The following is a 26,613-nucleotide window of genomic DNA, read 5'->3' on the forward strand; positions in this document are numbered from 1 at the left end:
TGTTTTCTCAGTAGTTGCGCCCTCTCACAGATGTCTGCAGGAGCACTCAGATTTTTATTATATCACGCTGTCACAGAGCGTTCAAAGTCCTTTTTTGCAGATATATGTAAATATATCATGATAAACCTTTTCCTTGTCTTTCTCATTCAGGATCTCGTGGCGCATTCCCGGATATAATTTTCCCCGGACATCCCGGTATCCTGCACAACGCATGGCACGGACAGCCTTCGCAAACTGTCTCACATTTCCCATGCAGGGATCCTCCGCCCCACTGATAAACAGCACCGGCATTTCCGGCTTTGTACACTTCCAGTGCTTCACATCATAGGCTCTTTTCATCAGGTCAAAAAGTGCCAGATATGCATCATCCGTAAATGTAAATCCACAGTATTCTGAATCCGAATAATCCTGCACAACCTGCGGATCAGAGCAAATCCAGGAAAAACGGTTTTTTTCTTTTTTAAAGTGCATTGCATAGCTTCCAAAAGACATCATCTCGATCAGACCCGCACTGTGTTTAGGCCCGAAAACAGTCTTTCCCGCCTTTGCCAGAGCTACTCCGACCGGACGAAATACATTATAGCTGGGTGAGCCGCAGACGATCAGCATATCCATACAGCTGTCATGATGCGCTGCATAGGCACGAACTGCCAGAGAGCCCATGCTGTGTCCGAAAAGGATCAGCGGAATACCCGGGAAATGATCCTTGATCAAGCAGTTCACCGTATGGATATCCTGCAGCATGGCATCCGCCCCACCACCGTACATATACCCAAGATCCTCTTTACTGCGTACGCTTTTTCCATGGCCACGGTGATCATGGATCACACTTATATATTTTCGCTCTGCCATATATTCCATAAAAGGAATGTAGCGTTCCTTGTACTCACTCATTCCGTGAACGATCTGTATGATCCCACGGTATTTCTCATTACGTTCCAACTCCGGCACTACTGCCAGGCAGGAAATTTCCAATCCGTCTGCTTTTGAAGGAAATGAATACTGAATTGTCCGTAACATATATTTCACCTCACCTTTTCTGCTGCATAAAGCGGGCATTCGCATTCCGCTTTGTCACCTGTACTCAACCACTTTTTCTGTGTCTTCCAGTATATCATAACACAGGGGGTTTCTCAAACAGTAAACCTATGATATAATCGTTACGGTAACATAGGGTGATGCTGTTTGCCCGCAAATGCAAACAGATATCCTCTGACTTACCCACCCGAAAACCAGAATGACTTATTGTAAGGAGGAATAATGAATACAGAAGACAATAATGATTTTTATGACGATGAGCTCTCCAGATCATTGATCTCCAATGATTTTGAAGACGACACTCCCCACAGAAAGAAAAAAAGCAAAAAGCCTCTTGTGATCTGTCTGATCATCCTTCTGATCGCTGCCGCAGCCGGCGGAACCGCCTGGTATATGATGCAGCGCCATAAACCGGTAGAAGCCACAGAAGAATTTCTCACAGGCATGCAGAACATGGATTTTACCACAATGGAGAACCTTCTCCAGAGTCATGATCTTAGTGCTCTGGATGATGCAGATATCCGTGATTCTGCTTACACAGATTTCTTCACTACCGTCAACAAAAAAATGACCTACAAGATCACCAAAAACAAATTTGACATCCAGAACGGAACTGCCAGGATAACGGTTCACATGAAATATATTGACGGAACCAATATCTATGCAGCAACTATTCAGGAATACACCCGTAAGGTTGCTGTCGCAGCCTATGCCGGAAAGGAAATGACACAGGATGATATCCAGGAAATGCTCGCTGCACTTCTTGCCGAAAATGCTTCCACAGCTGATGAGAAATACAGTGAGATCGATATTACCTATCCTCTGATCAAAATCGGCAGCGACTGGAAGATCGTTTCTCTGGATGACACCACAGTCAAGGTTATGTGCGCAAACTTCAAAAGCGTAAAAGACGAAATATCATCCCAGCTTACGGATGACAGCACAGATAGCAGTTCTGCCGCTGCAGAGGATTCTTCCACCCCAGGCAGCACGGCCTCTGCTGAGGACACAAGTGCATCCATTGATATTACAACTGACAAATTCTCCGTCCGTTTCAAACAGTTTGCGATTTCCAAGGACTACGGCGGAAATCCCTGTCTGATGATCTACTACGACTATACAAACTCCGGCGATTCCCAGTCCAGTGCATTTGTAGACTTCACCCTGCAGGCTTCCCAGAACGGAGAAGTTCTGGAAGGAACTTATCCGGAAGCCAGCGATGATGCTGTAGATAACTACATGAGCACCATTGATCCCGGAAAAACCGTCACTGTATGCCAGGTATTTCTTCTGAAGGATACTACCAGTGATGTAACGCTTCAGGGCAAAGAAACTCTGAATGTAAGCGGCGGACAGACAACCTCTCAGATTCTGAAGCTGAAGTAAGATATCGGAATCGCCTGGCGGATATTTACGATCCAAATTCGATAAACCGGAAATTTACATTTTATCTTGCATATGAAAGGAAAACGGAAATTTCTCCTTCATGATTTTTTCATGGCTGGCAGAAATTTCCGTTTTTCTTTTTCTCATTCCTGTGTATATTTTTTCGATTCTATGAAAAACTATTTCATGTATAACGAAAGGATGGTGACTTATGTCAAATAAATGTCTGCAGTACTTCACCCTGACCATTGCTGTGGTCGGTGCCATAAACTGGGGTCTGATCGGCTTCTTTAATTTTAATCTGGTAGCATTCCTGTTCGGAAGCATGAGCTGGCTCTCCCGGATCATCTACGGACTTGTAGGCTTATGCGGGCTTTATCTTCTGACCTTCTATACTCTGATCGATCAGGGTGAAACAACTGAATAAACTACGCAGTAACACATAACGCGAAAAATCCTCTGCTGCATAAAAATAAAGCAGAGGATTTTTTCGCAACAAAAAAGAACTCTGATCATCCTCAGAGTTCCGAAGAGCGATAGACGGGACTCGAACCCGCGGTCTCGACCTTGGCAAGGTCGCGCGTTACCAACTACGCCACTATCGCACAAGCGGGTGATGGGAATCGAACCCACGTATCCAGCTTGGAAGGCTGGTGTTCTACCATTGAACTACACCCGCAGTTATGAAATTATAAATCTTCATCCTTCGATGAGAGCGATAGACGGGGCTCGAACCCGCGGTCTCGACCTTGGCAAGGTCGCGCGTTACCAACTACGCCACTATCGCACAAGCGGGTGATGGGAATCGAACCCACGTATCCAGCTTGGAAGGCTGGTGTTCTACCATTGAACTACACCCGCGCATCGTCGCTTCGGTGATTACCGATCGCTTGACCGCTGCAACGATGATTAGTATATAGCATGCTGTTTTATTTGTCAACAGTTTTTTTGCAATTTTTTTAACTTTTTTATTTATTAGATTTTTATCAATACTCCCATACATTTGTGGCAGAAACCTGGGCCTTCGGTTTCTTGATCACAAGCTCCGGACTTTTTGCACTGACCTTGGTATTTGCAGGAATGGATTCTGTGATAAAGGTATTACCACCTATGATCGTATTCTCTCCTACAACCGTCTCACCACCGAGCACTGTGGAATTAGAATAGATCGTTACATTATCACGGATCGTCGGATGACGTTTTACATTGGCAAGCTGCTGTCCCTTTCTTGTGGAAAGCGCTCCCAGTGTCACTCCCTGATACAGCTTTACATTATTTCCGATCTCTGTAGTCTCACCTACAACCACACCGGTACCATGATCGATAAAGAAATACTCTCCGATGGTCGCTCCCGGGTTGATATCGATTCCTGTACGGCCATGAGCATATTCCGACATCACGCGCGGGATAAATGGGATCTCTTCTTTATAAAGAACATGTGCCAGACGATACACGTAGATAGCAAATAATCCCGGATATGAAAAAATGATCTCTTCCTTGCTCTTGGCTGCAGGGTCTCCGTCAAAACCAGCCTGCACATCTGTCAGAAGCAGTCTCTGGATCTCCGGAAGCTGCTCAAAAAATCCACATGTGGTTCTGTCTGCACGAGCTGCTGCCTCTTCCGGTTCCTCTCCGTGATAAAGAAGCGCAATCTCGATCTGATTTTTCAGTCTGTCATAAATGTCATTCAGTCTGTGCCCCACATAATATTCCGGAAATATGGTAGCACTGGTATCTGTGCTGAAATATCCCGGAAATACAATGGATTTCAGATCTCTTACTATATCAATAATCACCGAACGATTCGGCAGCCGTCTGCCGCTCTTCGGCATAAAAAGTTCTTCTGAAGCATAATTCTCAGTAAGCCCCTTCGCTGCTCTGAGAATCGCTGATTTCTTATCGCTCATAATTCCCTCCATTTCTGCACATCCACTTCTGTCTGTACACTTTATCTCATTATCATATTATAGTCCGGAAGATTCGTCAATAATACAAAAAAGAAAAATTTTAAAAAAGATTGACCTTTCTCCGGATACCTTATATAATAATAAAGGTTTTCACGAAAGCTGTAGAAAAGCTCTGAAAGCATCCGGAGATGTACCCAAGTGGCTGAAGGGTCCGCACTCGAAATGCGGTAGGTCGGGCAACCGGCGCGAGGGTTCAAATCCCTCCATCTCCGTTTTTCTGCCGATTTATGACAGGAAGAATTTTTATTTATATTTTATTATACAAAAAAGCACTCTCATCTCTTGACAATTGTATATTTTATATGTATAATTGCAACAGTGGTGAAAACACAATTTAATATAGGGGATTGGTCAAATGGTATGATAGGGGTCTCCAAAACCTTTGGTGGGAGTTCGATTCTCTCATCCCCTGCTCTTAGGAACGCTGATAAGCCTTAATTAAGGTTTTCGGCGTTTTTTGTTGTATGACAGAAAAAGTGACCGCCCGGCCTGTGATATTCAACATCTGGGCGATCACTTTTCAATATTTTACTTCTCACTACTTCATATCGTGAAAATCTCTGCACGTATCTACCTGCGCTTATTTCTCCAGATTATCCGGTCCGAATCCAAATGGCAATAGTTCCTTTAATGTAAAGATATCATATTTATCTCTGCTGACTGCCAGTATGATCTGAAAGGTTTCCGGATCACAGAACTCCATCATAACCTGTCTGCATACTCCACAGGGTGCTGCATACTCTGTAGGAACACCATCCTTGCCGCCAACGATACAGATTGCCTGAAAGTCTCTCACGCCTTCACTGACCGCTTTGAAAAAAGCAGTTCTTTCCGCACAGTTTGTTGGCGTATAAGCAGCATTTTCTATATTGCACCCGGTATAATAGATGCCATTTTTGGCAAGAAGTACCGCCCCTACATGAAAATGTGAGTATGGCGCATAGGAATAGTCCATCTGTCTGATCGCCAGATCGATCATTTCTTTGATCTGTTTTTCTTCCATAATTTTCCCACCTTTCCTGAATCAGGCATGTATACGTTATTCTTCTTTTTTCTGTGCCTGATCTGCACGGATCAGTTCACGGATCGCCTGTACTGCAACCTGGATTGCCTTATCGGTATCATGTACCACAGGATTATCCAAACCCAGCTTTTCTCTTTCCTGATTTGCAAGCACCAGGAAGCAGGAGCCCACACGTACTTTTAAATGGCTTGCCACTATAAAAAGAGCAGCGGATTCCATCTCCGACGCAAGACAGCCGAGACGTTTCCACGCTTCCCATTTATTCATCAGTTCATAGCTGACCGGCTTGGTTTCCGGCTCATGCTGGCCATAAAAGGAATCCTTACATTGTACCACACCTGTGTGGAATTCACATCCTTCTTTCTTTGCTCCTTCCACAAGTGCATTGACCACTTCCAGATTTGCCACTGCCGGGAATTCAATAGGTGCATACTCTTTACTGGTGCCCTCCATGCGGATCGCACCCGTTGCAACAACAATATCACCACTTTTTACCTCCGGCTGCATTCCACCGCAAGTTCCGATGCGTACAAATGTGTCAGCCCCGCACCGATAAAGCTCTTCCATTGCGATAGAAGCGGACGGTCCGCCGATTCCAGTAGATGTCACACTTACCTTCACTCCGTCCAGTGTTCCAGTGTATGTTACGTATTCCCGGTTATCTGCTACCAAAACCGGATCATCAAAATACTGTGCGATCTTTTTGCAGCGTTTCGGATCTCCCGGTAAAATAACGTAACGTCCCACTTCTCCTTTTGCTACCTGAATGTGATACTGTCTGTCCGCATCCTCTGAATAATTTTTCATGTTTGTTTCCCCCTTTCTCAGCTAACAGTTTCCCTGTTCCTTATGAATAAAAAAAAGACTGCATTTTCATACAATCCAGTCCTTTATTCTTTTATTTTAACCTTGCTTCCCGTCGATCCCTGCAAAACTATATCCTGCATTACAATAAGAAGATCATTCATAAGATATAAGGATCTTCTTACAATGCTCGCAGCGATAAGCCTCGATCCGATCACCATATAGCATTTTCGACAGACCTTTTTCGGTGTTTAATCGCATAGATTCACCTCTGCTCCTCCATTCTATTCCTGAATTGAAGGAATGGATCTGGCCTTCACACATTTCGCCTCCGCAATATGGACATTTCATCTTATTTTTCTATGCCTCCTCCGGCTTTTCGTATTTACTCAGTCAATGTCAAACCTCTTTTGTCTTTATCCCATTATAACATAGATTCATTTTCTTCAAAAGCTTAATATAAACATGTTCCACAAACCACGGTTCTGTTGATCTCATCAATGCTTCTTCCGGTGAAAACCAGGCTACACCGCTGTTTTCATCTGCTTTTATGGAAACAGCCTCTTCTGAATCTGCCTCAAGGAGATATGTTAAGTTAAAGTGCAGATGGCTGGATACATATTTTCCTTTTTTCACATGGCCGTCTACAGTCAGGGATTCCAGGGAAAAAATCTCTTCTGACACCGGACGAACATTGGAAATCCCTGCCTCTTCTTTTACTTCTCTGACAGCAACGGACAGTAAATCCGTCTCACCATCTGCATGTCCTCCAAGCCAGGACCAGGAATTGTATATGTTGTGATATACCATAAGGACTTTCGTCCGTTCTCTGTTTACTACCCAGGCAGAAGCTGTCATATGGGCTACTGCATTTTCCCTGGAAAAAGCATTCTCATTATTTCTGATCCAGTCCAGGATCAGGATTTTATCTTTTTCTTCCTGCTCATTATATGGCTTGTATTTTTCTATCTGATCGATCAGTTTCTGGCGTGTTATCATTATGCACTCTGTCTCTTTCTTAAATATCCATAAATGTATTTTTAGTCAAGCGGATAAAAGCATCCGCTTCGCTACTTGCTCATAACCGGATAACTGCTTCACAGTTTATCAGAAGGAGCTTGTAACTATCTTTTTTATTTAATACCCATCCTTTAACCGGACAATATTTTTTAATTTTTTTCCATTCAGATATCGTTCCATATTTTCCATGCAGATGTTCCAGATCATATCCTGGACTTCAGCGTTTCCACCGAAACTCGGTCCTGCAATGTGTGGAGTGATAAGGACGTTTTCCATATTCCAAAGAGGTGATGTCTCCGGCAATGGTTCTGTTTCAAATACATCCAGGACCGCTCCTTTTAAGTGGCCTTCCTCCAGTACTCTGATCAGGTCTTCTGTTGGAATGAGGCTTCCTCTTCCTACATTAACCAGAATTGCATCTTTTTTCATGGAATACAGCCGTTCGTAATTCAGAAGGCCTTTTGTTTCCGGTGTTCCCGGGAGACAGCCGATCACAATGTCCGCTTTCTGAAGCTGCTGATCCAGCGCTGTCAGATCATATACCTCATCAAACTCTTTCATCTGCTGCAAATGCTCCGGGACTGCAGTTCTTTTTATTCCAGTCACATGCGTTTCAAACGCTTTCATTCTATGGGCAATATTTCTTCCTATATCCCCGGTTCCCAGGATGAGAATGTTTTTTCCATATATGGTTTCTGATGATCGATTCTGTACCCAGAGGTATTTCTGTTTGTTCTTCCAGTAGTTCGGAAGTTCACGGTACAGCGCAATGATATTCCCGATCACATATTCTGATATGATCTTTCCAAAAGCGCCAGAAGCATTGGTTAATGTAACTCCTGTCGGGAATGCTTTCATTTTTGTATATTTGTCCGCACCGGCCCAGGTCAGCTGGATCCAGCGAAGATTTTCTGCTTTCAGGATTTCTTCTTCCTCTGGCTCTCCGATCACTACTTCTGCTGCTGCGATCGCATCCTCAGTTTCTTTGCCCTGAAATGTAAATTCGCACTGATCTCCGAATTTTGTTGCAAACTGATTTTGAATTTCTGCATTGCATTGTGGTTTTAGTAAAACTTGTATTTTTTTCATGTTTTTCTCCGCAAATCATCTTTATCAGCTATATCCTACCATAATTAACAGCCATCTGCTATTATTTTCTGTTATTTCTGCCGCTGATACCTGGTCACTGCCAGGATCATGCAGACAAAAACTACCGCAAACATAGCTTCCAGTCCAATGCCTTTCCACACCGATACAGCTGCCTCACCTGTTAGGTGGCTATAACTTCCAAGAGTCTCATTTACGTTTTCATACCAGTACACAGGAAGAAACTGAGACACCTTCAGGACGTTTCTATCCATAATATTCATGGGAACAAACACACCACACAGAAAGCACATTCCAAGAGACAGGATATTTGCGATTCCGCTTAACATATTGCTGTTTTTTACAAAAAGACCGATCAGATAGGAAAGTGAAAGTGCCACTGCCATCATTACCAGAGTGTTCAGTACATAGTATCCTAAATTTTCTGAACCGAGAAATGTTTTTCCATACATAAGGATGGCTCCAGCCATACCGATTCCCCATAAGCCCCCGCCCATGATAAACATGGCCAGAAGCCCTTCCAGACTCTGCCATCTTGCAGAAACCGCAGATGCCTGCATTCTTTTTGGTATATCGTCTTTTTTGAAAGCCATCAACACGTAGCCCATCACATAGCAGAGTAATGCAAGAAACAGATATGGAATATATCGGAAATAATAGAGCCATCCGGACGTACCACTGTTTTCATCTGTATCCAGCATGGTGACTTCTCCTCTTTTTTCATCCAGGATCGCTGTTGCCGCTTCCTTCTGGGAAAAACCGGCTTTCAGATATGTCCGCATTGTATTCAGGCAGCTCTCCAGTTGCTGATCCACATAATATGCCGAGTAAGATCCGGGCACCTTTGTCACAGAAATGCTCTCTCCGTTTACCATACAGCTCTCATAAAAATCCTCAGGAATCACCACGATGTACTCTACATTTCTGTAAAAAAGCTCTTCCTGAAGCTTCTCCCTGTTATCCTCCAGCATGGTCACGTGATGCGTACCTTCAAGCCATTTTACCAGTCCTTCTGCAAGTGGTCCGTTGTCTTTATCCACCACTCCGATCTTTATTTTTTCGCTTTCATAGCTGGTATAAGTTTCCTTACCGGCCGCTGCCTGAAGTGCCATTGTCACTCCGAAAAAAATGCCCAGATACAGGAGGATCAGACCTGTATTTTTTTTCATGATCCTCATATAGCCTTTAAATACTGTCATAACGTTCCCTCCTGACCATGAAAAAGGATGCCATCACCAGCACCACGCACATTACCGCCAGTGTGATTAGATTTCTATAGTATCTGGTCATATCATCATATACATTGATACAGTAAAACGCATCTGAGATCAGTGATGCAGGATTGATCCGGTTCACAAACGGAACACTTTTTTCCACGATATCCTTCATATTTCCGTTCATCAGTCCGGCAAGAAAGCTGCTTACCATAGAGATTCCAAGCATGAGCCCGATTCTGACGCCTTCCTGCATTTTTCCGAAGCTGCCTATAAACATTCCCATAGATACACCGATGAGACTTCCGAAAAAAGATACCACAAGCATTTTTCCCATCTGTCCCTGAAAATCCAGATTGAGAATATACCGGAGATACAGGATCAGAATGATCACGTCCACATAGCCCAGAGCAAAAGATGTCAGCTGGTCTGTAAGGATCAGCTTCAGCTTGTGGGTCGGCGTTACACACCGTCTGGCTGCCAGAGGTGTGATATTGGCCTGGATCCCGATCGCAGAGCCAAATCCGATAAATCATCCATACAGGCAGGCCATGGCGATCAGTGCGTAAAAGAACTGCACATTTCCGTCAATGGTCCGGCCACCAAGAGAGATTTCCCTTACCAGGCTGTCGGAACTTAACAAGGGTTTCATGGTTTCCATATCCATCTGCGGATTTTTTTTCATGATATTGGTGATAGTCGTTCTGGTGTTTTCACAGCTGTCGAGAACTGTCTGAAGGATACTTTCTTCTATGCCGGTTCCTTCTACTGTAAGGGAAGGCTCTTTTCCCACATAATAAATCCCTTCTACTTTTTTATCCTGCAGTGCTTCCAGCGCTTCCTTTTCCGACATTTCTTCTGCTTTTAAAAGATCCGGACTGCTTTTTTCCACTTCATCCAGATAGGTCATAAAAAACGTATCCGCAGAAGCTTCCTTCACCACTGCCACCGGAACCGTCTGAAAATCTGCTTCATTGATATTTCCGAATGCAAAGTAAAAAAAGGTTCCAAGCACAAGTGGAAAGACCAGCGGCCAGAATACAATGTTAAAATTCCGGATCTTGGAAAGAAAACTGTATTTCAGTAAATGCAACATCTCCCATCCCTCCTAATCTCTCAGCTGTTTTCCGGTGATCTCCAGAAAGACATCATTTAATGTAGGCAGTTCGGAAAAGACTCTTCCAAAAGAAATATCCTGGCTTTGCAGATAATTAAGAAGACGGATCAGGTTATGCTTCGCATCGGTACAGCGCACGACCAGCACCTGTTTTTCATACTGCACATCAAACACATGCTCCAGTGTGCGGATATCCCGGAGATTTTTTTCTTCCAGGGCAATGGCTTCTACGGTGATGGTCTCTCCTGTTTTGATCATCTGCTTCAATTCTTCCTTTGTTCCCTGAGCGATGACTCTTCCGTGATCCATGATGGCGATCCTGGTACAGATCTGCTCCACTTCTTCCATGTAATGGGATGTGTAGATAATGGTGGAGCCCTGGTGGTTCAGCGTCTGGATCCCTTCCAGGATCTTGTTTCTGCTCTGTGGGTCTACAGCTACCGTCGGCTCATCCATGATGATCAGTCTTGGCTTGTGGGCGATCCCGCAGGCAATGTTCAATCTTCGTAAAAGGCCCCCGGAAAGCTTCTTCGGGTACATTTTGCGGAAATCTTCAAGACCTGTAAATTCAATGGCATCCTCTACCAGCTCTTTTCTCCGTTTCCTGTCCCGTATGTAAAGGCCGCAGAAATAATCGATATTTTCCTGCACTGTCAGCTCATCAAAAACGGCTACATTCTGAAGCACGATCCCAATCTGTTCCTTGAGCTTATAACTGTCCGGCTTCATCTCTTCTCCGAATATCTTTATTTCACCTCTGTCATATTTCAGAAGTGACAAAAGGCAGCTGATGGCCGTTGTCTTTCCCGAGCCGTTGGGACCAAGTAATCCGAAGATCTCACCCTCCCGGATATCCAGTTCCAGATGATTCAGTGCGGTAAGATCACCATATCGTTTTACCAGATTTTCTATGTGGACCATACTCTGTGGCATATGTTTTCCTCCTTTTTTACAGTCCGTTAAGCAGGACTTTTATGTCTTTTTCGCAGAAATTCATATTTCTTCTATGATGCCATTATATCCTTTTCTTCTGTCTGCTCCAAGTGTTGAATGTCACCACCTGCAAATGACAAATGTCATGTCTTTTTCAGAAGGATAGATTTTTCTTTGCAGGGAAGGAACCGGTATATTATAATAAAGGCACATTGATTTCAGAAATTTGTGCAGCAAAAGGGGTTCTCCCGGAACAGGATACGATAATTTTAGCCGGTTATCTGCCTGACTTTCGGAAAATGCTGTAGTAGAAAGGAGGGTATATTTTTTATGCGTTATTTTACAGATTCCATACTATTGCTTTTATACAGTACTTTAACATTTTTTTATGTGCCTGCAGATCAGGCTCTTGTGTTTGCCCTCCTTTTTGCGGTGATCCTTTGCTGCATTACTTATCTGTGCAGGGTATGTAAAACAGAATCCTGTTCACACAATTCTTTGCCAGTATTGAAACCCGCCGGAAATATCATTCCGGTTCTTGCAGGAAGCTATGTGATCTTTGGATTATGTTCCCTGTGGTTTTCGGATCTTCTTCTGTTTTTCCCTCTGCTGCTGTATCAGACCTTATCTGCCGGGCTTTTTCCTCTGGCAGTGGCTGCGCTTCCACTTTGGGGATTTCTGGTTTTTCAGATCAATAGATTTCCGGCAGTTCTTTGTCTGCTTGGGATTTTTGGTTTCGTTCTCTCATTTTTTCTCTGGCTCTATGCCGGAAAATATCAGGCTCTTTACCAGGATTTTCATCAAATCCGGGATGACAGTGAGGAACATACGCTTCTTCTTTCTGAAAAAAACAAGGCACTTCTGGAAAAACAGGATTACGAAATTTATGCTGCTACATTGCGCGAGCGAAACAGAATTGCCAGAGAGATCCATGATAATGTGGGACATGTACTATCCCGTTCTATCCTTATGACTGCTGCCTGCAAAACCATCAACAAAAATGATTCTCTTGATCCTCTGCTTGGAAATCTGGAAGAATCCCTGAACGGTGCTATGAACAGCATCCGTTCCAGTGTCCATGATCTTCATGACGATGCGTTAGATCTGGAAGATGCCATAAAAGGACTTGTAAAGGATTTCACCTTCTGCCCGGTGAATCTTACTTATGATATGTCCAGGCAGATTCCAAGAGAGGTGAAATACAGTCTGATCAGTATTACAAAGGAAGGGCTTTCCAATGTGATGCGGCATAGTAATGCAGATTCCGTAAATATTCTTCTGCGGGAGCATCCTGCACTTTATCAGTTGTGCATTGAGGATAATGGGACACCGGGAAATGGAATTCCGGATATTCAAACTGAAGCAGACATCAATAAGGAAGGAAATACTTCCGGTGGTATGGGGCTATCCAATATCCGGGACCGTGCAAAGGCGCTGGGCGGTACAGTCCAAATTACGCAGGAAAATGGTTTTCGAATCTTTGTGACGATCCCGAAATCTGTTTCTAATTGAAGCAGACAGATATTTCTCACTCTGCTGGAAATCTTCCCTGTTTGATCAAAGTACTTTCCCGGCATATTGGATTCGTCTGTTTTTCTGATCTGTAATTTAATTTTTTATAACTCATAAACAGGAGATTTTGACATGAAAATTATAATCATAGACGATGATTGCCTGGTTGCAGGTGCATTAAAAACCATTCTTGAGTCAAACCCGGATATCGAAGTGACTGCCACCGGCTCTGATGGTGAAGAAGCCTGTACTCTGTACAGAGAATATCTTCCGGATATTCTTCTGATGGATATCCGTATGAAAGAAATGGACGGACTGGAAGCTTCCAGAAAGATACTGGATGAATTTCCGGAGGCTAAAATTCTTCTTCTGACTACTTTTTCCGATGATGAATATATTGTAAAAGCCCTCCGCCTTGGCACAAAGGGTTATCTTCTGAAGCAGGATTATGCCAGCATTTTTCCAGCTTTGCAGGCAGTCTATTCCGGACAGACTGTATTCGGCACGGAGATCATGTCCAAGATCCCGGAGCTTCTGCAGTCTTCCGGTGGATTTGATTATACTTCCCGGGAGATCAATGAACGGGAACTGGATATTATCCGGCTGATTGCCAACGGATACAGCAATAAGGAGATTGCCGCAGAACTGTTTCTCAGTGAGGGAACGGTACGAAATTATCTCAGTTCCATTCTGGATAAACTGCAGCTGAGGGATCGGACACAGGTTGCTGTGTTTTATTATCAGCATAAATAAAATCCGGTTACATCCACCGCCGCACCTGCAACTGTCCTATATTACAGAATATAGATGTCTTTTCAATGTTTTACTATAATCTATAATCGGAGGATTTCTCACAATGAACCGCTATCTTACTATCCATATCCCGGAAGCAGCTGTTCCAATGCCTATCTCCCGCTTTCTTCGCACTCAGGCTGGTCTTACAAAAAAGCAGATCAGCCAGGCAAAGTTCCGTCCCGGTGGTATCCGGAAAAACGGACAGCAGTGCCGGGTAACGGAAACAACTTACCCCGGGGATCAGATCACAGTATGCCTGGAAACGGACGATGTGGATTCTGCCCAGCTGGAATCTACGACTTTCACTGTCAATTCAGACCGTCACAAATCCTGTTTCCATCATTCTACAGACTTAACCTTTTGTTCATATTCTAATTCTGATTCCTGCTGTTTATCAGCTTCAACTTCACATTTTTTTCCTGAACTGGAAATCCTCTACGAAGACCAGGATATTCTTGCCATAAACAAACCGGCTGGAATAGTCACTCACCCTTCCGGTTCTCACTACAGTGACAGTATCTCCAACCAGGTGGCTTCCTATTTCCGGTCCAAGGAAGAGCCTACCAAAGTCCGGTCTATCGGACGATTGGATAAAGAAACTTCCGGTATCCTGCTCTTTGCCAAGAACCAGACTGCTGCCGCCAGATTACAAAATCAGCGTGCGGAGGGGCTTTCAGAGAAAACCTATCTGGCTGCAGTTTCCGGTTTCATGCCTGTGGATGAATATGGATCTTTTCACAGGATCTCAATTCCCCTTGCACCTGACCCGAATAACCGTCTGAAAATGGTCGTATCCACAGATGGCACGCTTCCTGGAAGCAAACATGCAGAAACCCTTTATTCTGTCCTGAAATCTACTGGCCCTGACGCAGCAGCTCCGGCTTCCCTTGTAATGCTCCGTCTGAAAACCGGCCGTACCCATCAGATCCGTGTGCACATGGCATCTCTCGGGCATCCTCTTCTGGGTGATTCTCTGTACTGTTTATCGGACATGTCGAACTATTTTTCCCGAGCTGCACTCCACGCGTGGAAGCTTAAATTTCAACTTCCATTTCCAATTGATGAAATTGCTTCCGACACCCCGTCTTCCATGTATCATGACAAAAATGCAAAAAAAGAAATCTCCCTGGAAGCACCCCTCCCGGAAGATTTCAAAAAATTCTATGAAACGATATTCTGAAGCCATACGCCTTTTTTTACAAGGATAAATCCAATGACACATTTCATCATATCCGCAGCCTGGACCATTGCATAGATCACAAGTACAGGCAAACCTGTAAAACGGCTTAAGGTAAATGCGATCGTCACACTTACCACCCAGATAAACACACTGTCAAATAGAAATGTAACAATGGTCTTTCCGCCGGAACGCAAGGTAAAATACGTTGCATGCAGGAATGCATTCTGCGGCATGAAAAATGCTGTGATCATAATAAAATATTTCGCCAGAGTACGTGCCTCAGTATTGGTATTGTAAAGCCTTGGAAACAGTGGTGCCATTACAAACATCACAGCTGCCACGCAGGTACAGCAGAACACAGAAAATGCGATCATCTTGTTGTCCGTATCTCTGGCTTCCTTCATCTTACCTGCCCCCAGAAGTTGTCCTACAACAATGGCTACCGAATCTCCAAGTGCGATAAATACGATATTAAATACATTGTTGATGGTATTGGAAATATTTAATCCCGCAACCACGTTCAGTCCACGGACTGAATAACACTGTGTCAGCATGGCCACTCCGGCTGCCCATAAAGTCTCATTCAGAAGCAGCGGGGTTCCCTTAATAAGTATCTTCTTTGTCAGGTTCGCCGGAACCTTTAATGTTGAATACAGACCCTGTGCAAAAATATTCTTTTCTGTATGCTTATGTGTCCAGCTCAGGACAATGCAGGCTTCCACATATCTGGAGAGCACTGTGGCAACAGCCGCACCTCTTACTCCCATTTCCGGGAATCCGAATTTTCCATAGATCAGAAGATAATTAAATATCAGATTGATCAGCACTGCCACGATCCCGGCCTTCATTGGAAGTACGGTCTCACCGCATTCACGTAAGGTACTTGCATAGACCTGCACCATCATAAATGGCGGAAGTCCCAGAAGCATGATCCATAAATACTGTTTCCCATAAATAAGAGTATCCCTGATCTCCTGTGCGGTCCCGTCACCTTTTAAATACATGCTGATCAGTGAACCCCCTGCTGTCAGAAACAGTATAATGGTGATCGCTGTCAGAATCACTGCCATCCACAATTTATAACGAAGTGTCTGGCGGACACCCTCATGATCCTTCTGTCCGAAATACTGTGCTGTAAAAATTCCCGCTCCGGACACCCCGCCGAAAATGCATAGATTATATACAAAGATCAGCTGATTGACGATCGCTGCTCCAGACATTTGTTCTGTACCGATACGACCGATCATAATATTGTCCAGAAGACTGACAAAATTTGTGATTCCGTTCTGTACCATGATCGGTACCGCAATAGACAGGACCATTAGATAAAATCTCTTATCTCCTACGAACTTTCGGAAAAAAGAAGATTTCTCTTTTACCTTCTCCATAAATTCTTCCTCCTTGTTTTTCGTTTTCCTTCATCCAAAATTCTCCACAAAAAGAAGACTGCCCACCCGAAACAGTCTTCCCCTTCGTAAGCGTTGTAGCTACTACCTTACTACAAACTTCTTTTATTTTCAATAGTCTTTATAACGATAAATCCCCGTTTTTTTGTATCTTTTTACTCCACCATACGGCTCTCATCTGCAATATATTCAAAGTAGTCAAAGTCCGCACATTTTTTGTGGAGAACGCGGTCTGCACAGGTGATCCCCACCATGGTTCCTGTAAATTCTCCGTACTTACAGTACTCATCAGAAAATCTTGTGGTGTCAAAGATACGTCCGATCTTTTCATAAGTTTCTCCGTCATAGCTCCACTCAAACCAGGATTTTCTTCCCTCTATATAAAGTCTCAAATAAACCGGTTTATCTTCTACCGGAATTCTGGTATTCAGGAACTCTGTTTTTTCTCCGTTTTCCAGATGGATGATGGACAGCGCACTCTGTCCCAGGGTTTCACTGTAATATTTCCGGAGATTGATATAATTCATGTTGTCGTAATACAGAATCAGGCCTGCGCTGTGCTGATGTACTTCCGGTGTGAATTCCATCTTTGTGGTGATCCGCGCATATACACTTGTAAGCTTTCTGGCCAGGATACTTACTTTGTTGAGAGAGGTTCTGGATTCCTGTCCACGAAGACGCACATAGCCTTTTCTTGCTTTCATATCAGCAAAACGCTGAGGCATGATCCTTGGAGAATAATAAAAGTTTCCAAGTTCATCCCCGTCGAAATCATCAAAGTCTGGAGTTTTTTCCACCGGATATTCCGGAATGGATGTTTCCGGCACCTCAATCTTCGCCAGATTGCTTCCATCTGCCATGCGAAGCCAGTTATCTTCTGTCCACATCATTTTCTGGATAGCTGTCTCTCTTCCAAGTGTACAACGAAGCTCCGGTACAAAAGGTCTGGAGCAGAGATGGACCAGATAAACCTCTCCTGTTGGAAGTTCCACATAGCTTCCATGTCCGGATTTCTGAAGTACAGAGTCCGGATTATAGTACTTTGGTTTCAGGTGATCCGGATCCTGACGCTCATAGGATTCCCCTGGAACACTGGTAACGATAGGATTTTTCGGATCTTTTTCATATGGTCCCCAGACATTTCTGGAACGTCCCATGGTAACACAATGGTTGTATCCAGTTCCACCCTCTGCACACATGATGTAATAGTACTCGCCTCGTTTTGTAAGGTGCGGAGCTTCGATGCAGCCACGGTCTGTGCCGCCTCTCCAGATCCGTTTCGGATAACCGATGATCTCTTTTTTCTCAGGGGAATATTCTACCATGCAGATAGCACCTGGCTTTTCATAGCCTTCTCTTGTCTCCCACTCCAGAGATACCACATATTTTTTTCCGTTGGTATCGTGAAACAGAGAAGCATCAAAGCCGGAAGAATGAAGATAAACCGGCTCACTCCACGGTCCGCGGATATCTTTTGCACAGATCAGGAAATTGTCCACATCAAAATATCTGGCGTTCATGGAATTCATTACTCCGTAAACAACATAGAACATATCCTGTTCCTCACAGTAGGTCAGGCACGGAGCCCAGATTCCCTTTGCGCTTGGAAGTTTCTTGAGATCTACTTTTTCGTCATCTGTAATAACATGTGTATACAGTTCCCAGTTTTTCAGATCTTTTGAATGATAAACCGGAATTCCCGGAAACCATTCAAAAGTAGAAACTGCCATATAGTAATCATCGCCTTTCCGGCAGATGCACGGATCCGGATTGAAACCCGGAAGTATTGGATTTATAATCATATTATTTTTCTCCTTTTCCGGCCGGAAACCAGCCAAAATCAACGCACCGTCCCAGATCCCAGCTGTCCCAGCCGATCCAGCCCGGAGTATTCACGGTATCTGTAAGCAGTTTATAGCTCCAGTAAAAATATCCGCTGCATTTATCCCAAAGCTCCAGCTGTGCCTTCGCCAAAGTCGCATAGATTTCTTTTTTCTCTTCTGTGGAAAGACTTTCCCGTTCGCTTCCTTCCACTCCGTTGAGCACACTCTGTCCGCCTTTTGTATCACAGCCGCATGCAAGGGAATTGAAAAGACACCATTCACCGCAGATCACCGGGAAATATTTTTCCATCTCCGTAATCTGTGGTTCCAGCTCCTCACGCACATATTTCAGATATCCCTCGATCGTCTGACTGCAGCCTCTTGCCTCTGCCACCATCAGATACTGATGAGTATCCAGAATCACATTGGAATATTTTTCTTCCTGCATAAAGTCCTTCCACGCCATCAGCTCAAAGCCGTCGTGGAGCACAACGTATTTTTCCTTTGGCATGTAAGTACTGATCCGATCGTATGCTTCCAGATAAAATTTTCTTAAGAATTCCATGGTGATCGGGGCTGAGCCTTTTGCCAGCTCCGGATCTGCCGGTGCATAACGGTTCTGCACATCCATAGTCCCCCACATATTCTCAGTTACAGGTTCATTCAACGGCTGTATGCCAAACAGACCTTTTCTATGACCGTATCGTTTTGCCAGACGTTCCAGAACTCCAAGAACAAATTCTACCTCATCCGGATTCTGTGCCCATTTACACACGCCGCTGATTCCACCGTTATCAAAACCATTCTGGCTTAACGGTACAGTGTGAAGATCGATCAGAATGGTAAGTCCGTACTTTTCCGCCCAGTTAAATGCTTTATCCAGTTCTTCAATGCAGCCGATAAATGGCTTTCTGTCCCCAAATATAAAATATGGTACCGGAATACGGACAGAATCCATTCCCATTCTTTTTATGGTTACAAAATCTCTTTCTGTGATGTACTCCGAACGATGGATTTTTATCCTTGCTTCATATACCTCCGGTGAAAGCTGCGTTGGAAGATAATACTCATCTTCCGCTGTTGTTCCCTCAAACAGGGCCGGGTTCATCCATTTCTCCAGAACCAGCCAATTTCCAAGATTTACGCCTTTTATATTCATATCCGGTACTCTCCTTTTACTTCTGTGTACGCTTTTTCAGATCTTCGATGATTCCGGCAAATTCCTTGTCCAGATGATAAAATTTCATGATCACAAGTCCGCATACATAAACTGCGATCGGAATCCATACAAAGCAGATTTTAATAGAAGTCAGTGCAGATTCTGTCTGTACAGCTGCAGTTCCCACATAGCCGCCGATTTCCAGAATCAGTCCGAGAAGTGCAGATCCTATTCCATTTCCGATCTTATATCCAAAGCTGCAGGCACTGTTTACAAGGCCCTCTGTACGGCAGCCTGTTTTCCACTCACCATAATCGATCGTGTCGGAAACCATTGCCCACATAGTTGCACCGCCACAGGCATTACCAACACCACGGATCACACTGGAAATCACAATGATCGCCATGGAACCACCGGAAAAATTCAGTACCAGCATTCCAATGATATCCAGGATAAGACCAATAGAAAATACATTTCTCTTTCCAAGTTTCTTAACCATCATGGCAATAAAGAACATTCCGCAGATCTGTACAATATTAAAAATACCGTTGATCGTACCTACCAGATTTTTGTCGCCGAGAATATCTTTTGCATAATATACAGTCGCACCACCGTTAACAGAATACATAAGGAAGAAAAGGGCAAGCATACCTGTCATCATGATCCAGTATTTGTTTTTGAAAAGTGCTTTGATACCTGTTACAAAAGGCACATCCTCTGCCTTTGTCTCTCCGCTGTTCTCAGATGCACGTACACGTTCCTTTGTTCCAAAGAAAGTAAATAAAAATGCTACGATTGCCACAAAGCCAAATACTACAAATGTTTTAGTCCATGCTGCTGCATTGTTTCCGAAGTGCTCCACCAGCGGAAGTGTAAATGTATTGATCGTAAGTGTTCCGGCTGTTGCCAGAAGATTTCGGAAAATACTTAAAACAGAACGCTCATACGGATCCTGTGTCATCAGTGCGTTCAGTGCAGAATACGGTACATTGATTGCTGTATAAATCACTGTAGATACCAGATTATATGTGATAAATACATACACCAGCTTCGGTGTTGATGCCCAGGAAGCCGGAACGGAAAACAGAAGGATTCCGGATATTGCAAACGGAATACACATACGAAGAATCCATGGCCTTGCTTTTCCATACTTGGATTTTGTACGGTCAACGATCACACCCATGATAATATCACTAATTCCATCAAAAATACGCGAAACCATCATAATGGTTCCCACTGCTATCGCACTGACATTGGCATAGTCCGTATAATAGAACAGCAGAAACGCTGACATTGCTGTATAAATAATGTTACATCCGAAATCACCACAACCATAAGAAAAACGTTCCACAATTTTTCCAAAGGTCAATTTACTCTTTTGATTCATATTTTTTTACTTCTCCCTTTGTTTTATTTCGCATTTCCATGACCATGAAGCTTTGTTTTATGGTATTATACTATCATAACGATTCTGTATCTATTAGGTCAAAAAAGCTCCAATATATAGGTCAATATTCTCTTTTTGCAGGAGGGTTTTATGGATAAAAAAGAAATTTCCTATGAGATCATAGATTATTCGGGTGTCACCAACGTTAAATTTTACACTTCTACAGACAACGGAAGCTACATTCCGTCGCACTGGCACAGGGCTGTTGAGATCCTTTATATGCAGGAAGGCGCTCTTGATGTCACCATAGAAAATACCAGCTTTACCATCCACCCGGGAGACTGCATCCTGATCAATGCCAATGTAATTCATTCCACCAAATGCACAGTTCCAAATAAAGCGATCGTTCTCCAGGTTCCTGTGGATTTCATGGAAAAATATATTCCGAATGTTCAGCAGTTTATGTTTATCTGGGATCATCATACAAAAGATCCCGTAAAAAGAACAAAACTGGAAATGCTGAAAACGACTCTGGAGCAGCTTCAGATCATTGACGATATCCGGCCAGATGGTTTTATCCTGCGTTTTAACAGTCTGATCTTTGAGCTTCTTTTTCAGCTGTATCACAATTTCCGCGTCCGGATCTTTCACAGTGATCTAAGCCAGCAGAAAAAAGATCTTGACCGGCTGAACTTTGTTCTGAATTACATTGCCGAAAATTATCAGCGTCCCATATCTCTGGACGAGATTGCCGGTGTCGCTTACCTGCAGACCGGCTATTTCTGCAGATTTTTCAAGAAAAAAATGGGAGTTACTTTTCTGGAATATTAGAACGAATACCGGCTTTCTTTTATTTACAAGGATCTTATAAACACCAAAGACCCTGTTCACATAATACTGGAACGGCATGGTTTCACCAACTACAAGCTGTTTCGACGAATGTTTCAGGAACATTTCGGATGTACGCCTACCAAGGTACGGAAAAACACTCAGAACGCCAAGGACTGACAGGCCAGCGTTCTTATTTTCGTTTAACAAAAAATCTTCCGGGAGCGTATCTCACAGACTCCCGGAAGATTTTTTATCTTAAATATTCTAAATTTCTCAGTATCTTATAATTCCCGTCCATTGGTCTCAATAACCTTTTTATACCAATGAAAGCTCTTTTTCTTATAACGCTTCAATGTTCCGCTTCCGTCATCATTACGGTCTACATAAATGAATCCGTAACGCTTGCGAAGCTCTGCTGTCGATGCACTGACAAGGTCGATGCATCCCCATGTAGTATATCCCATCAGATCTACGCCATCCATGACAGCCTCTTCCATCTGGCGGATATGATCGCGGAGATATTCGATACGGTAATCATCCTCTACAGTCATCTCGCCATCAGCACCCTGCACCAGCTTGTCCATAGCACCAAGACCATTTTCCACGATGAAAAGCGGCTTCTGATAACGATCCCACAGAGTGTTCAGTACATAGCGCAGTCCCTTCGGGTCGATCTGCCATATCCTCTGTTGTATTTTCATTTAAAACTGCATCCATGATCTGTGCAATGTCCATCACTTCCGAAAACTGAAATCTTTTCAGGATTTTCTCTTTATCTGTGTGTATCCCGTAACGCTTATAATATTTATGCAGTTCCACCTTGTTCAGCACGCCCAGGCTGAACGGGCCTGCAAAATAATACCGTTCCTCTGATCTTACACAGATAAAATAAATACTGTCTTCCTCTTTCATTAATCCTTCTCTCAGCTGGCTGTTCCTGAAAATCGGATTCAGTTCTGAATTTCTCTGATAGCTTGACAACGTTTCGTCTGCCTGACAAAAAATATCAACGCCTGTCAGTTCAGCCAATCTGTTTAATATGTATTTTTTATGATCACCCATAAGCAATTTCCCCAACTCTCCTATAGCAATTCACAAAATCAGTGATGCTGTAAAATCCATGTATCGTGTCTATCTGCTATTCAGCATAACACAGACTCTTTGCAAATTGTATAGGATTTTGCCGGGTACGGAATACTCCGTAATTACAGTTTCATCGCTCCGCGGATACAGGTTTCGATATAATCTTCGCCAAGATCAGTGTTCAAGCTGAGATCAAAATTGCCTGCTGCTCCCCACATTCTTCTTGTGTAATAACGGTAGTTGTCTGCACGGAGCTTTTCATTTTTCTGTACGACTGTCTTTGCCTCTTTTTCAGAGATATTCTGTCTTTTGGAAACTCTTTTGATTCTGCTCTCAAGAGGTGCTGAGAAGAATACCTTCAGACAGTTTTCTGAATTTCGAAGAACATAATCTGCACACCGTCCCACGATCACGCAGTTTCCTTTTTCTGCAAGCTCACGTACTACCTTTGACTCCGCCGCAAAAATCTTATCCTTCGGTGCCTCATCCTGAGAATTACTGTTTAAATACATCTGATTGACAAGATCATAGAGGAGGCTGTTTGTCATGATCTCCTCATTCTTTTTAATAAATTCCGGTGTATAGCCTGTTGTTCCTGCTGCCATCTGAATGATCTCTGCATCATAGAAATCATAGCCAAGCTTCTCTGCAAGTGCCTTGCCGATATCGTGGCCGCCACTTCCAAACTGTCTTCCTATAGCGATGACATTTTTTCCCTGAATGCCATGCTGTGTCTGAGCCACCTGTTCTCTCTGCTGTTCTTCCTGAACAGTCTCCGGAAACAGCATTGTTTTTACAAAAGCAAACTTCTTTCCGAAAAGTCTCGCGATAAATCCAACCAGCAGTGCGGCAATTACAGTACCTTCACGCACACCGTCCAGTCTGCCTGCAAAAACAAATGACAGTACTGCGGCGATCACAGCCATGGAAACATCAAAGCAGATCTTGGTAGTTCCGAAATTTGTTTTCCAGGTAAGGACGATCGCGCGGACAAAAGATTCTCCCGGAAGCATAACTACATCGGCCAGAACCTCCATGTACACACCAAAACCGAGGATCAGGCATCCGATGAGAAGATAAACGATCTTCATCACATACATCTCCGGGTTTACCCAGTAAAAAAGAAGCATGGTAAGATCGATAAAATATCCGAATACAATGGATACCGGAATCTGTAAAATATGCTCCAGTTTAAAATTCTTTCTCAGGATTATCAGCTGCAATACGATCAGAAAAATACTGAAAAAGATGGTAAAGTTTCCGAGCGTAAACGGGAAGTTAAGGCTTAATACATACGGGATCGATGAGATTGGCGACGTTCCCAGGTTCGCCTTGGTGATAAGACTGACTCCCAGCGAGTTCACAAACAGTCCTACCAGAAAAATCAGATATCGTTTCAGTTTGTCCATTATTTATTCTCCTCTCTTTTTGTTTCATTTATTTTGCATTAAGATTTTTATAAATCTTTTCAAATGTCTGCATAAATCTTTTCTGTTCTTCTTCAGAAATACCGGAAAATGCTGTTTCTTCTATTTTTTCAAAAGCAGCTTCCACAAGCTTCTGATTTTTCTTACCGGATTCTGTCATAAAAATATGAAAAGTCCGACGGTTTCCGTTGAGCATTTTTCTCTCGATCAGGCCTTTCTCCTCCATGCGGTTCAGTATGGAGGTCAGTGATCCTGCTTCGATCAGACATCCTGCCGCAATTTCCTTCTGGCTGGCACCGTCATGATCCTTCAGATAATCCAGAACTTTCGGCTGTCCCAGCGTAAGACCTGTGGTTTTCAGCTGCTCCATGAGCTTTTTCTGGATCATCATCTGATTTACCATGGCCAGATAGTGAAATGAATCCTGCATTTGTATGTTCACTTCCTCTCCTTTATCTAATCAAACGGATAAAAGCATTCGATTTAATTATGTTAATAGTTATAATTCAAACGTTTAGAATTATAACTATTTTATTTTGCTGTGTCAATATGTTTTTTATATTTTGTCTGGAATTGTCTGGAATATTGCACAATTTATCTTTCTTATTTTTATGAAAAGCACACAATATATGTGTGTTACAGCGTATTAGTGTAAAAAAATAACAGCTATTCTTACTTTCACATCTGTAAAATGTTCGTAAGAATAACTGTTGAAAACTGTTATTTATATACTTCTTTATGAATTTGGATTTGGACAAAGCACTCTGCTTATTGCTCGCCACAACCACGCAGAAAACTTACTTATAGCAATTCAATAAATTATGCTGTCTGTTCTTTTTTCTTAGTAACTGTGAGCAGATGACTCTTGATCAATACCGGACGAACCGCATTATAGATGATTGCTACCAGGATCACTGATACAACCGCATTGACAAAGGTTGCCGCCGCGCTCATTTTTGCCAGTGCCTCTGCAAGCTTCTGTGGCTGCCCTAAAATATACTGCTTGTAAAAATATCCCACGATCGGATCAGCGATTACATTAAATGCAAGTCCTGCGATGGATGCGATCACACTCCATTTAAAAACATATTTCTTATCTGTGCTCTCATTGATCTTCGCGATCTTATGTGCCACAAGACCTACGATCAGACCGATACAGAATTTCAGGATAAAAGTTTTCGGCGCACCTGTAATATAAACCGGATCCATCACATCCGCGATTCCCATTCCGATCGCACCTGCAAGTCCTCCATATACGCCGCCAAGAAGTAATGCCGCCAGCACGCAGAAAGCATTTCCGATATGGATCGATGTTGCATCTCCACCCGGCACTGGGATCTTGATCTGCAAAAATGTAAAGGATACGTAGCATAACGCTGCAAGTAATGCAGTTTCTGCAAGCTTGACTACTGTGTTGTTCTGTGTGTTCATAATAATGTCCCCTCTCGTTCTGTTATTACTTTTGTGTATGATTGTTTTAGCGTGTCAGTGTAATAACACAGATGTTATGATACTTTATGAGTGGATATATGACAAGTGACAATTTTTATTCTTTTTTAGGGTACAGTTTTGTAAGTTAGTAAAATATCACTCAAATCGCAAACAGTGCAAAATAAAGATACAAACATCAAAATAAAGATATAAATATCAAAATTAAGATATATGTAACACTGATTTGTTGTTAAAATATAGTTGTCATAATTCGTTTAACATGATTTGAAATTTTTTATAAAAAATGTGCTAAAAACAATCAAAGGAAATAAAAATATGATTCAGAACAAAATGTTTGAACTGGTTTTCCAGGGTGAAAAACCAGACGGCTCAGAAACACTTGCCGATATCAAAGCTGCATTCACAAACGGCAATTCCTCTCAGTCGGTTAAAGGATTTTATGATGGAAACGGAACCTATAAAGTACGTTTTCTTCCACGCGAAGCCGGAGTCTACTCCTGGAAAGTCACAGGTGCCGTAGAAGCAGAAGGACAGGAAAAATCGATGTCATCGATACCTGGAACATGACAAGAAAAGCCATCATGACCAGCGCCAGCGGAATCACGTGGCTTGATCTTGGCGAAGCAAAAGAAGGTATTGCATTTCTTGCTGTGGAAGAATAATATCGTGATAAAATAAAAGACGGAGAGTTCTTCTCTGTTTATTTTGAGAAATGAACTTTCCGTTTTTTTATTTATTTCGTTAAGTTTATATAATTATGCATATCTCAAACAAATATAACAAAAAAGCAATATCTAAACCGAATAGTTTAAATATTGCTTAATTTTTATACTCTCAAAACTACATACATGCTTTGTTGATGGTTAATCACTTGAATCAATTACGACCTGCTTTTTGGTCAAGCCCTCACCCGATTAGTAACAGTCAGCTCCATGTGTTACCACACTT

Annotated in this window: 23 protein-coding genes, 6 tRNA genes and 3 pseudogenes; 10 read left to right on the forward strand and 22 right to left on the reverse strand. The window is 42.9% G+C overall.

Going from position 1 to position 26,613, the window contains the following annotated elements; all coding sequences use genetic code 11:
- Positions 1–81 precede the first annotated feature (81 nt).
- Entirely contained in the window at positions 82–1,020 is a 939-nt protein-coding gene (locus DWW77_RS15280; RefSeq protein ID WP_118609064.1) for an alpha/beta fold hydrolase, read from the reverse strand.
- Positions 1,021–1,260: 240 nt separating this feature from the next.
- On the opposite strand from DWW77_RS15280, the gene DWW77_RS15285 reads away from it, so the two are divergent.
- Together DWW77_RS15285 and DWW77_RS15290 are read left to right on the forward strand one after the other, a co-directional pair.
- Complete coding sequence (locus DWW77_RS15285) at positions 1,261–2,424, forward strand: DUF5067 domain-containing protein (protein ID WP_286188027.1); 1,164 nt, start codon at positions 1,261–1,263, stop codon at positions 2,422–2,424.
- Positions 2,425–2,635: 211 nt separating this feature from the next.
- The gene (locus DWW77_RS15290; protein WP_015524323.1) at positions 2,636–2,851 is read left to right on the forward strand and encodes a DUF378 domain-containing protein; all 216 of its coding nucleotides are present in this window, start codon (positions 2,636–2,638) and stop codon (positions 2,849–2,851) included.
- A gap of 105 nt (positions 2,852–2,956) precedes the next feature.
- Here DWW77_RS15290 and DWW77_RS15295 read toward each other — a convergent pair.
- The 5 genes from DWW77_RS15295 to epsC form a co-directional block, all read right to left on the reverse strand.
- Positions 2,957–3,029 (reverse strand) — tRNA-Gly (locus DWW77_RS15295).
- A 3-nt stretch (positions 3,030–3,032) separates the two neighbouring features.
- Positions 3,033–3,103: transfer RNA gene (locus DWW77_RS15300), tRNA-Gly, on the reverse strand.
- 35 nt (positions 3,104–3,138) lie between these two features.
- Positions 3,139–3,211 (reverse strand) — tRNA-Gly (locus DWW77_RS15305).
- A 3-nt stretch (positions 3,212–3,214) separates the two neighbouring features.
- Positions 3,215–3,285 (reverse strand) — tRNA-Gly (locus DWW77_RS15310).
- A gap of 125 nt (positions 3,286–3,410) precedes the next feature.
- Positions 3,411–4,331 (reverse strand): serine O-acetyltransferase EpsC, encoded by a 921-nt coding sequence (gene epsC / locus DWW77_RS15315; RefSeq protein WP_118609047.1) that lies wholly within the window; start codon positions 4,329–4,331, stop codon positions 3,411–3,413.
- A gap of 184 nt (positions 4,332–4,515) precedes the next feature.
- Between epsC and DWW77_RS15320 the strand changes: the two genes are divergently transcribed.
- Positions 4,516–4,603, forward strand: a tRNA-Ser gene (locus DWW77_RS15320).
- Positions 4,604–4,732: 129 nt separating this feature from the next.
- A tRNA-Trp gene (locus tag DWW77_RS15325) sits at positions 4,733–4,803 on the forward strand.
- A 168-nt stretch (positions 4,804–4,971) separates the two neighbouring features.
- Here DWW77_RS15325 and DWW77_RS15330 read toward each other — a convergent pair.
- From DWW77_RS15330 to DWW77_RS15365, 8 genes and pseudogenes are all read right to left on the reverse strand, one after another.
- Positions 4,972–5,394: a cytidine deaminase gene (locus tag DWW77_RS15330; protein WP_118609048.1), complete on the reverse strand. Its 423-nt coding sequence runs from the start codon at positions 5,392–5,394 to the stop codon at positions 4,972–4,974.
- A gap of 36 nt (positions 5,395–5,430) precedes the next feature.
- Positions 5,431–6,222 (reverse strand): uridine phosphorylase, encoded by a 792-nt coding sequence (gene udp / locus DWW77_RS15335; RefSeq protein ID WP_118609049.1) that lies wholly within the window; start codon positions 6,220–6,222, stop codon positions 5,431–5,433.
- 153 nt (positions 6,223–6,375) lie between these two features.
- A complete protein-coding gene (locus tag DWW77_RS18580; protein ID WP_118609050.1) occupies positions 6,376–6,570 on the reverse strand; it encodes a PF20097 family protein in 195 nt (64 codons plus the stop codon).
- 48 nt (positions 6,571–6,618) lie between these two features.
- On the reverse strand, positions 6,619–7,218 hold the full coding sequence (locus DWW77_RS15345; protein WP_015524319.1) for an NUDIX hydrolase: 600 nt from the start codon (positions 7,216–7,218) through the stop codon (positions 6,619–6,621).
- Between the two features lie 138 nt (positions 7,219–7,356).
- Positions 7,357–8,328 carry a D-2-hydroxyacid dehydrogenase gene (locus DWW77_RS15350; RefSeq protein ID WP_118609051.1) on the reverse strand — a complete coding sequence of 324 codons (972 nt, stop codon included), beginning with the start codon at positions 8,326–8,328 and terminating at the stop codon, positions 7,357–7,359.
- Positions 8,329–8,399: 71 nt separating this feature from the next.
- Positions 8,400–9,545, reverse strand: a complete 1,146-nt coding sequence (locus tag DWW77_RS15355) for an ABC transporter permease (protein ID WP_118609052.1) — start codon at positions 9,543–9,545, stop codon at positions 8,400–8,402.
- Positions 9,532–10,656, reverse strand: a pseudogene (locus DWW77_RS15360) (ABC transporter permease). Before DWW77_RS15360 ends, DWW77_RS15355 begins: the two are co-directional and overlap by 14 nt.
- Before the next feature lie 12 nt (positions 10,657–10,668).
- The gene (locus DWW77_RS15365; protein ID WP_330383010.1) at positions 10,669–11,610 is read right to left on the reverse strand and encodes an ABC transporter ATP-binding protein; all 942 of its coding nucleotides are present in this window, start codon (positions 11,608–11,610) and stop codon (positions 10,669–10,671) included.
- A gap of 330 nt (positions 11,611–11,940) precedes the next feature.
- Between DWW77_RS15365 and DWW77_RS15370 the strand changes: the two genes are divergently transcribed.
- The 3 genes from DWW77_RS15370 to DWW77_RS15380 all read left to right on the forward strand — a co-directional run bounded on the left by DWW77_RS15370 (position 11,941) and on the right by DWW77_RS15380 (position 15,097).
- Entirely contained in the window at positions 11,941–13,122 is a 1,182-nt protein-coding gene (locus DWW77_RS15370) for a sensor histidine kinase (protein ID WP_118609053.1), read from the forward strand.
- Positions 13,123–13,254: 132 nt separating this feature from the next.
- Positions 13,255–13,875, forward strand: a complete 621-nt coding sequence (locus tag DWW77_RS15375; RefSeq protein ID WP_118609054.1) for a response regulator — start codon at positions 13,255–13,257, stop codon at positions 13,873–13,875.
- A 103-nt stretch (positions 13,876–13,978) separates the two neighbouring features.
- Positions 13,979–15,097, forward strand: a complete 1,119-nt coding sequence (locus tag DWW77_RS15380; RefSeq protein ID WP_118609055.1) for an RluA family pseudouridine synthase — start codon at positions 13,979–13,981, stop codon at positions 15,095–15,097.
- Here the strand turns inward: DWW77_RS15380 and DWW77_RS15385 are convergent.
- The 4 genes from DWW77_RS15385 to DWW77_RS15400 all read right to left on the reverse strand — a co-directional run bounded on the left by DWW77_RS15385 (position 15,079) and on the right by DWW77_RS15400 (position 20,872).
- On the reverse strand, positions 15,079–16,485 hold the full coding sequence (locus DWW77_RS15385) for an MATE family efflux transporter (RefSeq protein ID WP_118609056.1): 1,407 nt from the start codon (positions 16,483–16,485) through the stop codon (positions 15,079–15,081). The genes DWW77_RS15380 and DWW77_RS15385 overlap by 19 nt on opposite strands.
- A 173-nt stretch (positions 16,486–16,658) precedes the next feature.
- Positions 16,659–18,305 carry a glycoside hydrolase family 43 protein gene (locus DWW77_RS15390; RefSeq protein WP_118609057.1) on the reverse strand — a complete coding sequence of 549 codons (1,647 nt, stop codon included), beginning with the start codon at positions 18,303–18,305 and terminating at the stop codon, positions 16,659–16,661.
- A 1-nt stretch (position 18,306) separates the two neighbouring features.
- A complete protein-coding gene (locus DWW77_RS15395) occupies positions 18,307–19,485 on the reverse strand; it encodes a glycoside hydrolase family 5 protein (protein ID WP_118609058.1) in 1,179 nt (392 codons plus the stop codon).
- 16 nt (positions 19,486–19,501) lie between these two features.
- Positions 19,502–20,872, reverse strand: coding sequence for an MFS transporter (locus DWW77_RS15400; protein WP_118514783.1), 1,371 nt, complete (start codon positions 20,870–20,872; stop codon positions 19,502–19,504).
- 150 nt (positions 20,873–21,022) lie between these two features.
- On the opposite strand from DWW77_RS15400, the gene DWW77_RS15405 reads away from it, so the two are divergent.
- Together DWW77_RS15405 and DWW77_RS18385 are read left to right on the forward strand one after the other, a co-directional pair.
- Entirely contained in the window at positions 21,023–21,703 is a 681-nt protein-coding gene (locus tag DWW77_RS15405) for an AraC family transcriptional regulator (RefSeq protein WP_286188028.1), read from the forward strand.
- Positions 21,704–21,718: 15 nt separating this feature from the next.
- A pseudogene (locus tag DWW77_RS18385) lies at positions 21,719–21,880 on the forward strand (helix-turn-helix domain-containing protein); the annotation flags it as partial.
- Positions 21,881–21,984: 104 nt separating this feature from the next.
- Here the strand turns inward: DWW77_RS18385 and DWW77_RS15410 are convergent.
- From DWW77_RS15410 to DWW77_RS15425, 4 genes and pseudogenes are all read right to left on the reverse strand, one after another.
- Positions 21,985–22,386, reverse strand: a pseudogene (locus DWW77_RS15410) (family 1 glycosylhydrolase); the annotation flags it as partial.
- A gap of 522 nt (positions 22,387–22,908) precedes the next feature.
- The gene (locus DWW77_RS15415; protein WP_118609060.1) at positions 22,909–24,195 is read right to left on the reverse strand and encodes a cytidylate kinase family protein; all 1,287 of its coding nucleotides are present in this window, start codon (positions 24,193–24,195) and stop codon (positions 22,909–22,911) included.
- A gap of 28 nt (positions 24,196–24,223) precedes the next feature.
- Positions 24,224–24,643 (reverse strand): MarR family winged helix-turn-helix transcriptional regulator, encoded by a 420-nt coding sequence (locus tag DWW77_RS15420; protein WP_118514789.1) that lies wholly within the window; start codon positions 24,641–24,643, stop codon positions 24,224–24,226.
- Between the two features lie 389 nt (positions 24,644–25,032).
- Positions 25,033–25,644 carry an ECF transporter S component gene (locus tag DWW77_RS15425; protein WP_118514791.1) on the reverse strand — a complete coding sequence of 204 codons (612 nt, stop codon included), beginning with the start codon at positions 25,642–25,644 and terminating at the stop codon, positions 25,033–25,035.
- 336 nt (positions 25,645–25,980) lie between these two features.
- Between DWW77_RS15425 and DWW77_RS15430 the strand changes: the two genes are divergently transcribed.
- Complete coding sequence (locus DWW77_RS15430; RefSeq protein WP_118609061.1) at positions 25,981–26,232, forward strand: DUF5060 domain-containing protein; 252 nt, start codon at positions 25,981–25,983, stop codon at positions 26,230–26,232.
- Positions 26,233–26,613: the final 381 nt, after the last annotated feature.

It is taken from the genome of Ruminococcus sp. AF17-12, from assembly GCF_003479245.1.
In the GTDB taxonomy this organism is placed as follows: domain Bacteria; phylum Bacillota; class Clostridia; order Lachnospirales; family Lachnospiraceae; genus Blautia_A; species Blautia_A fusiformis.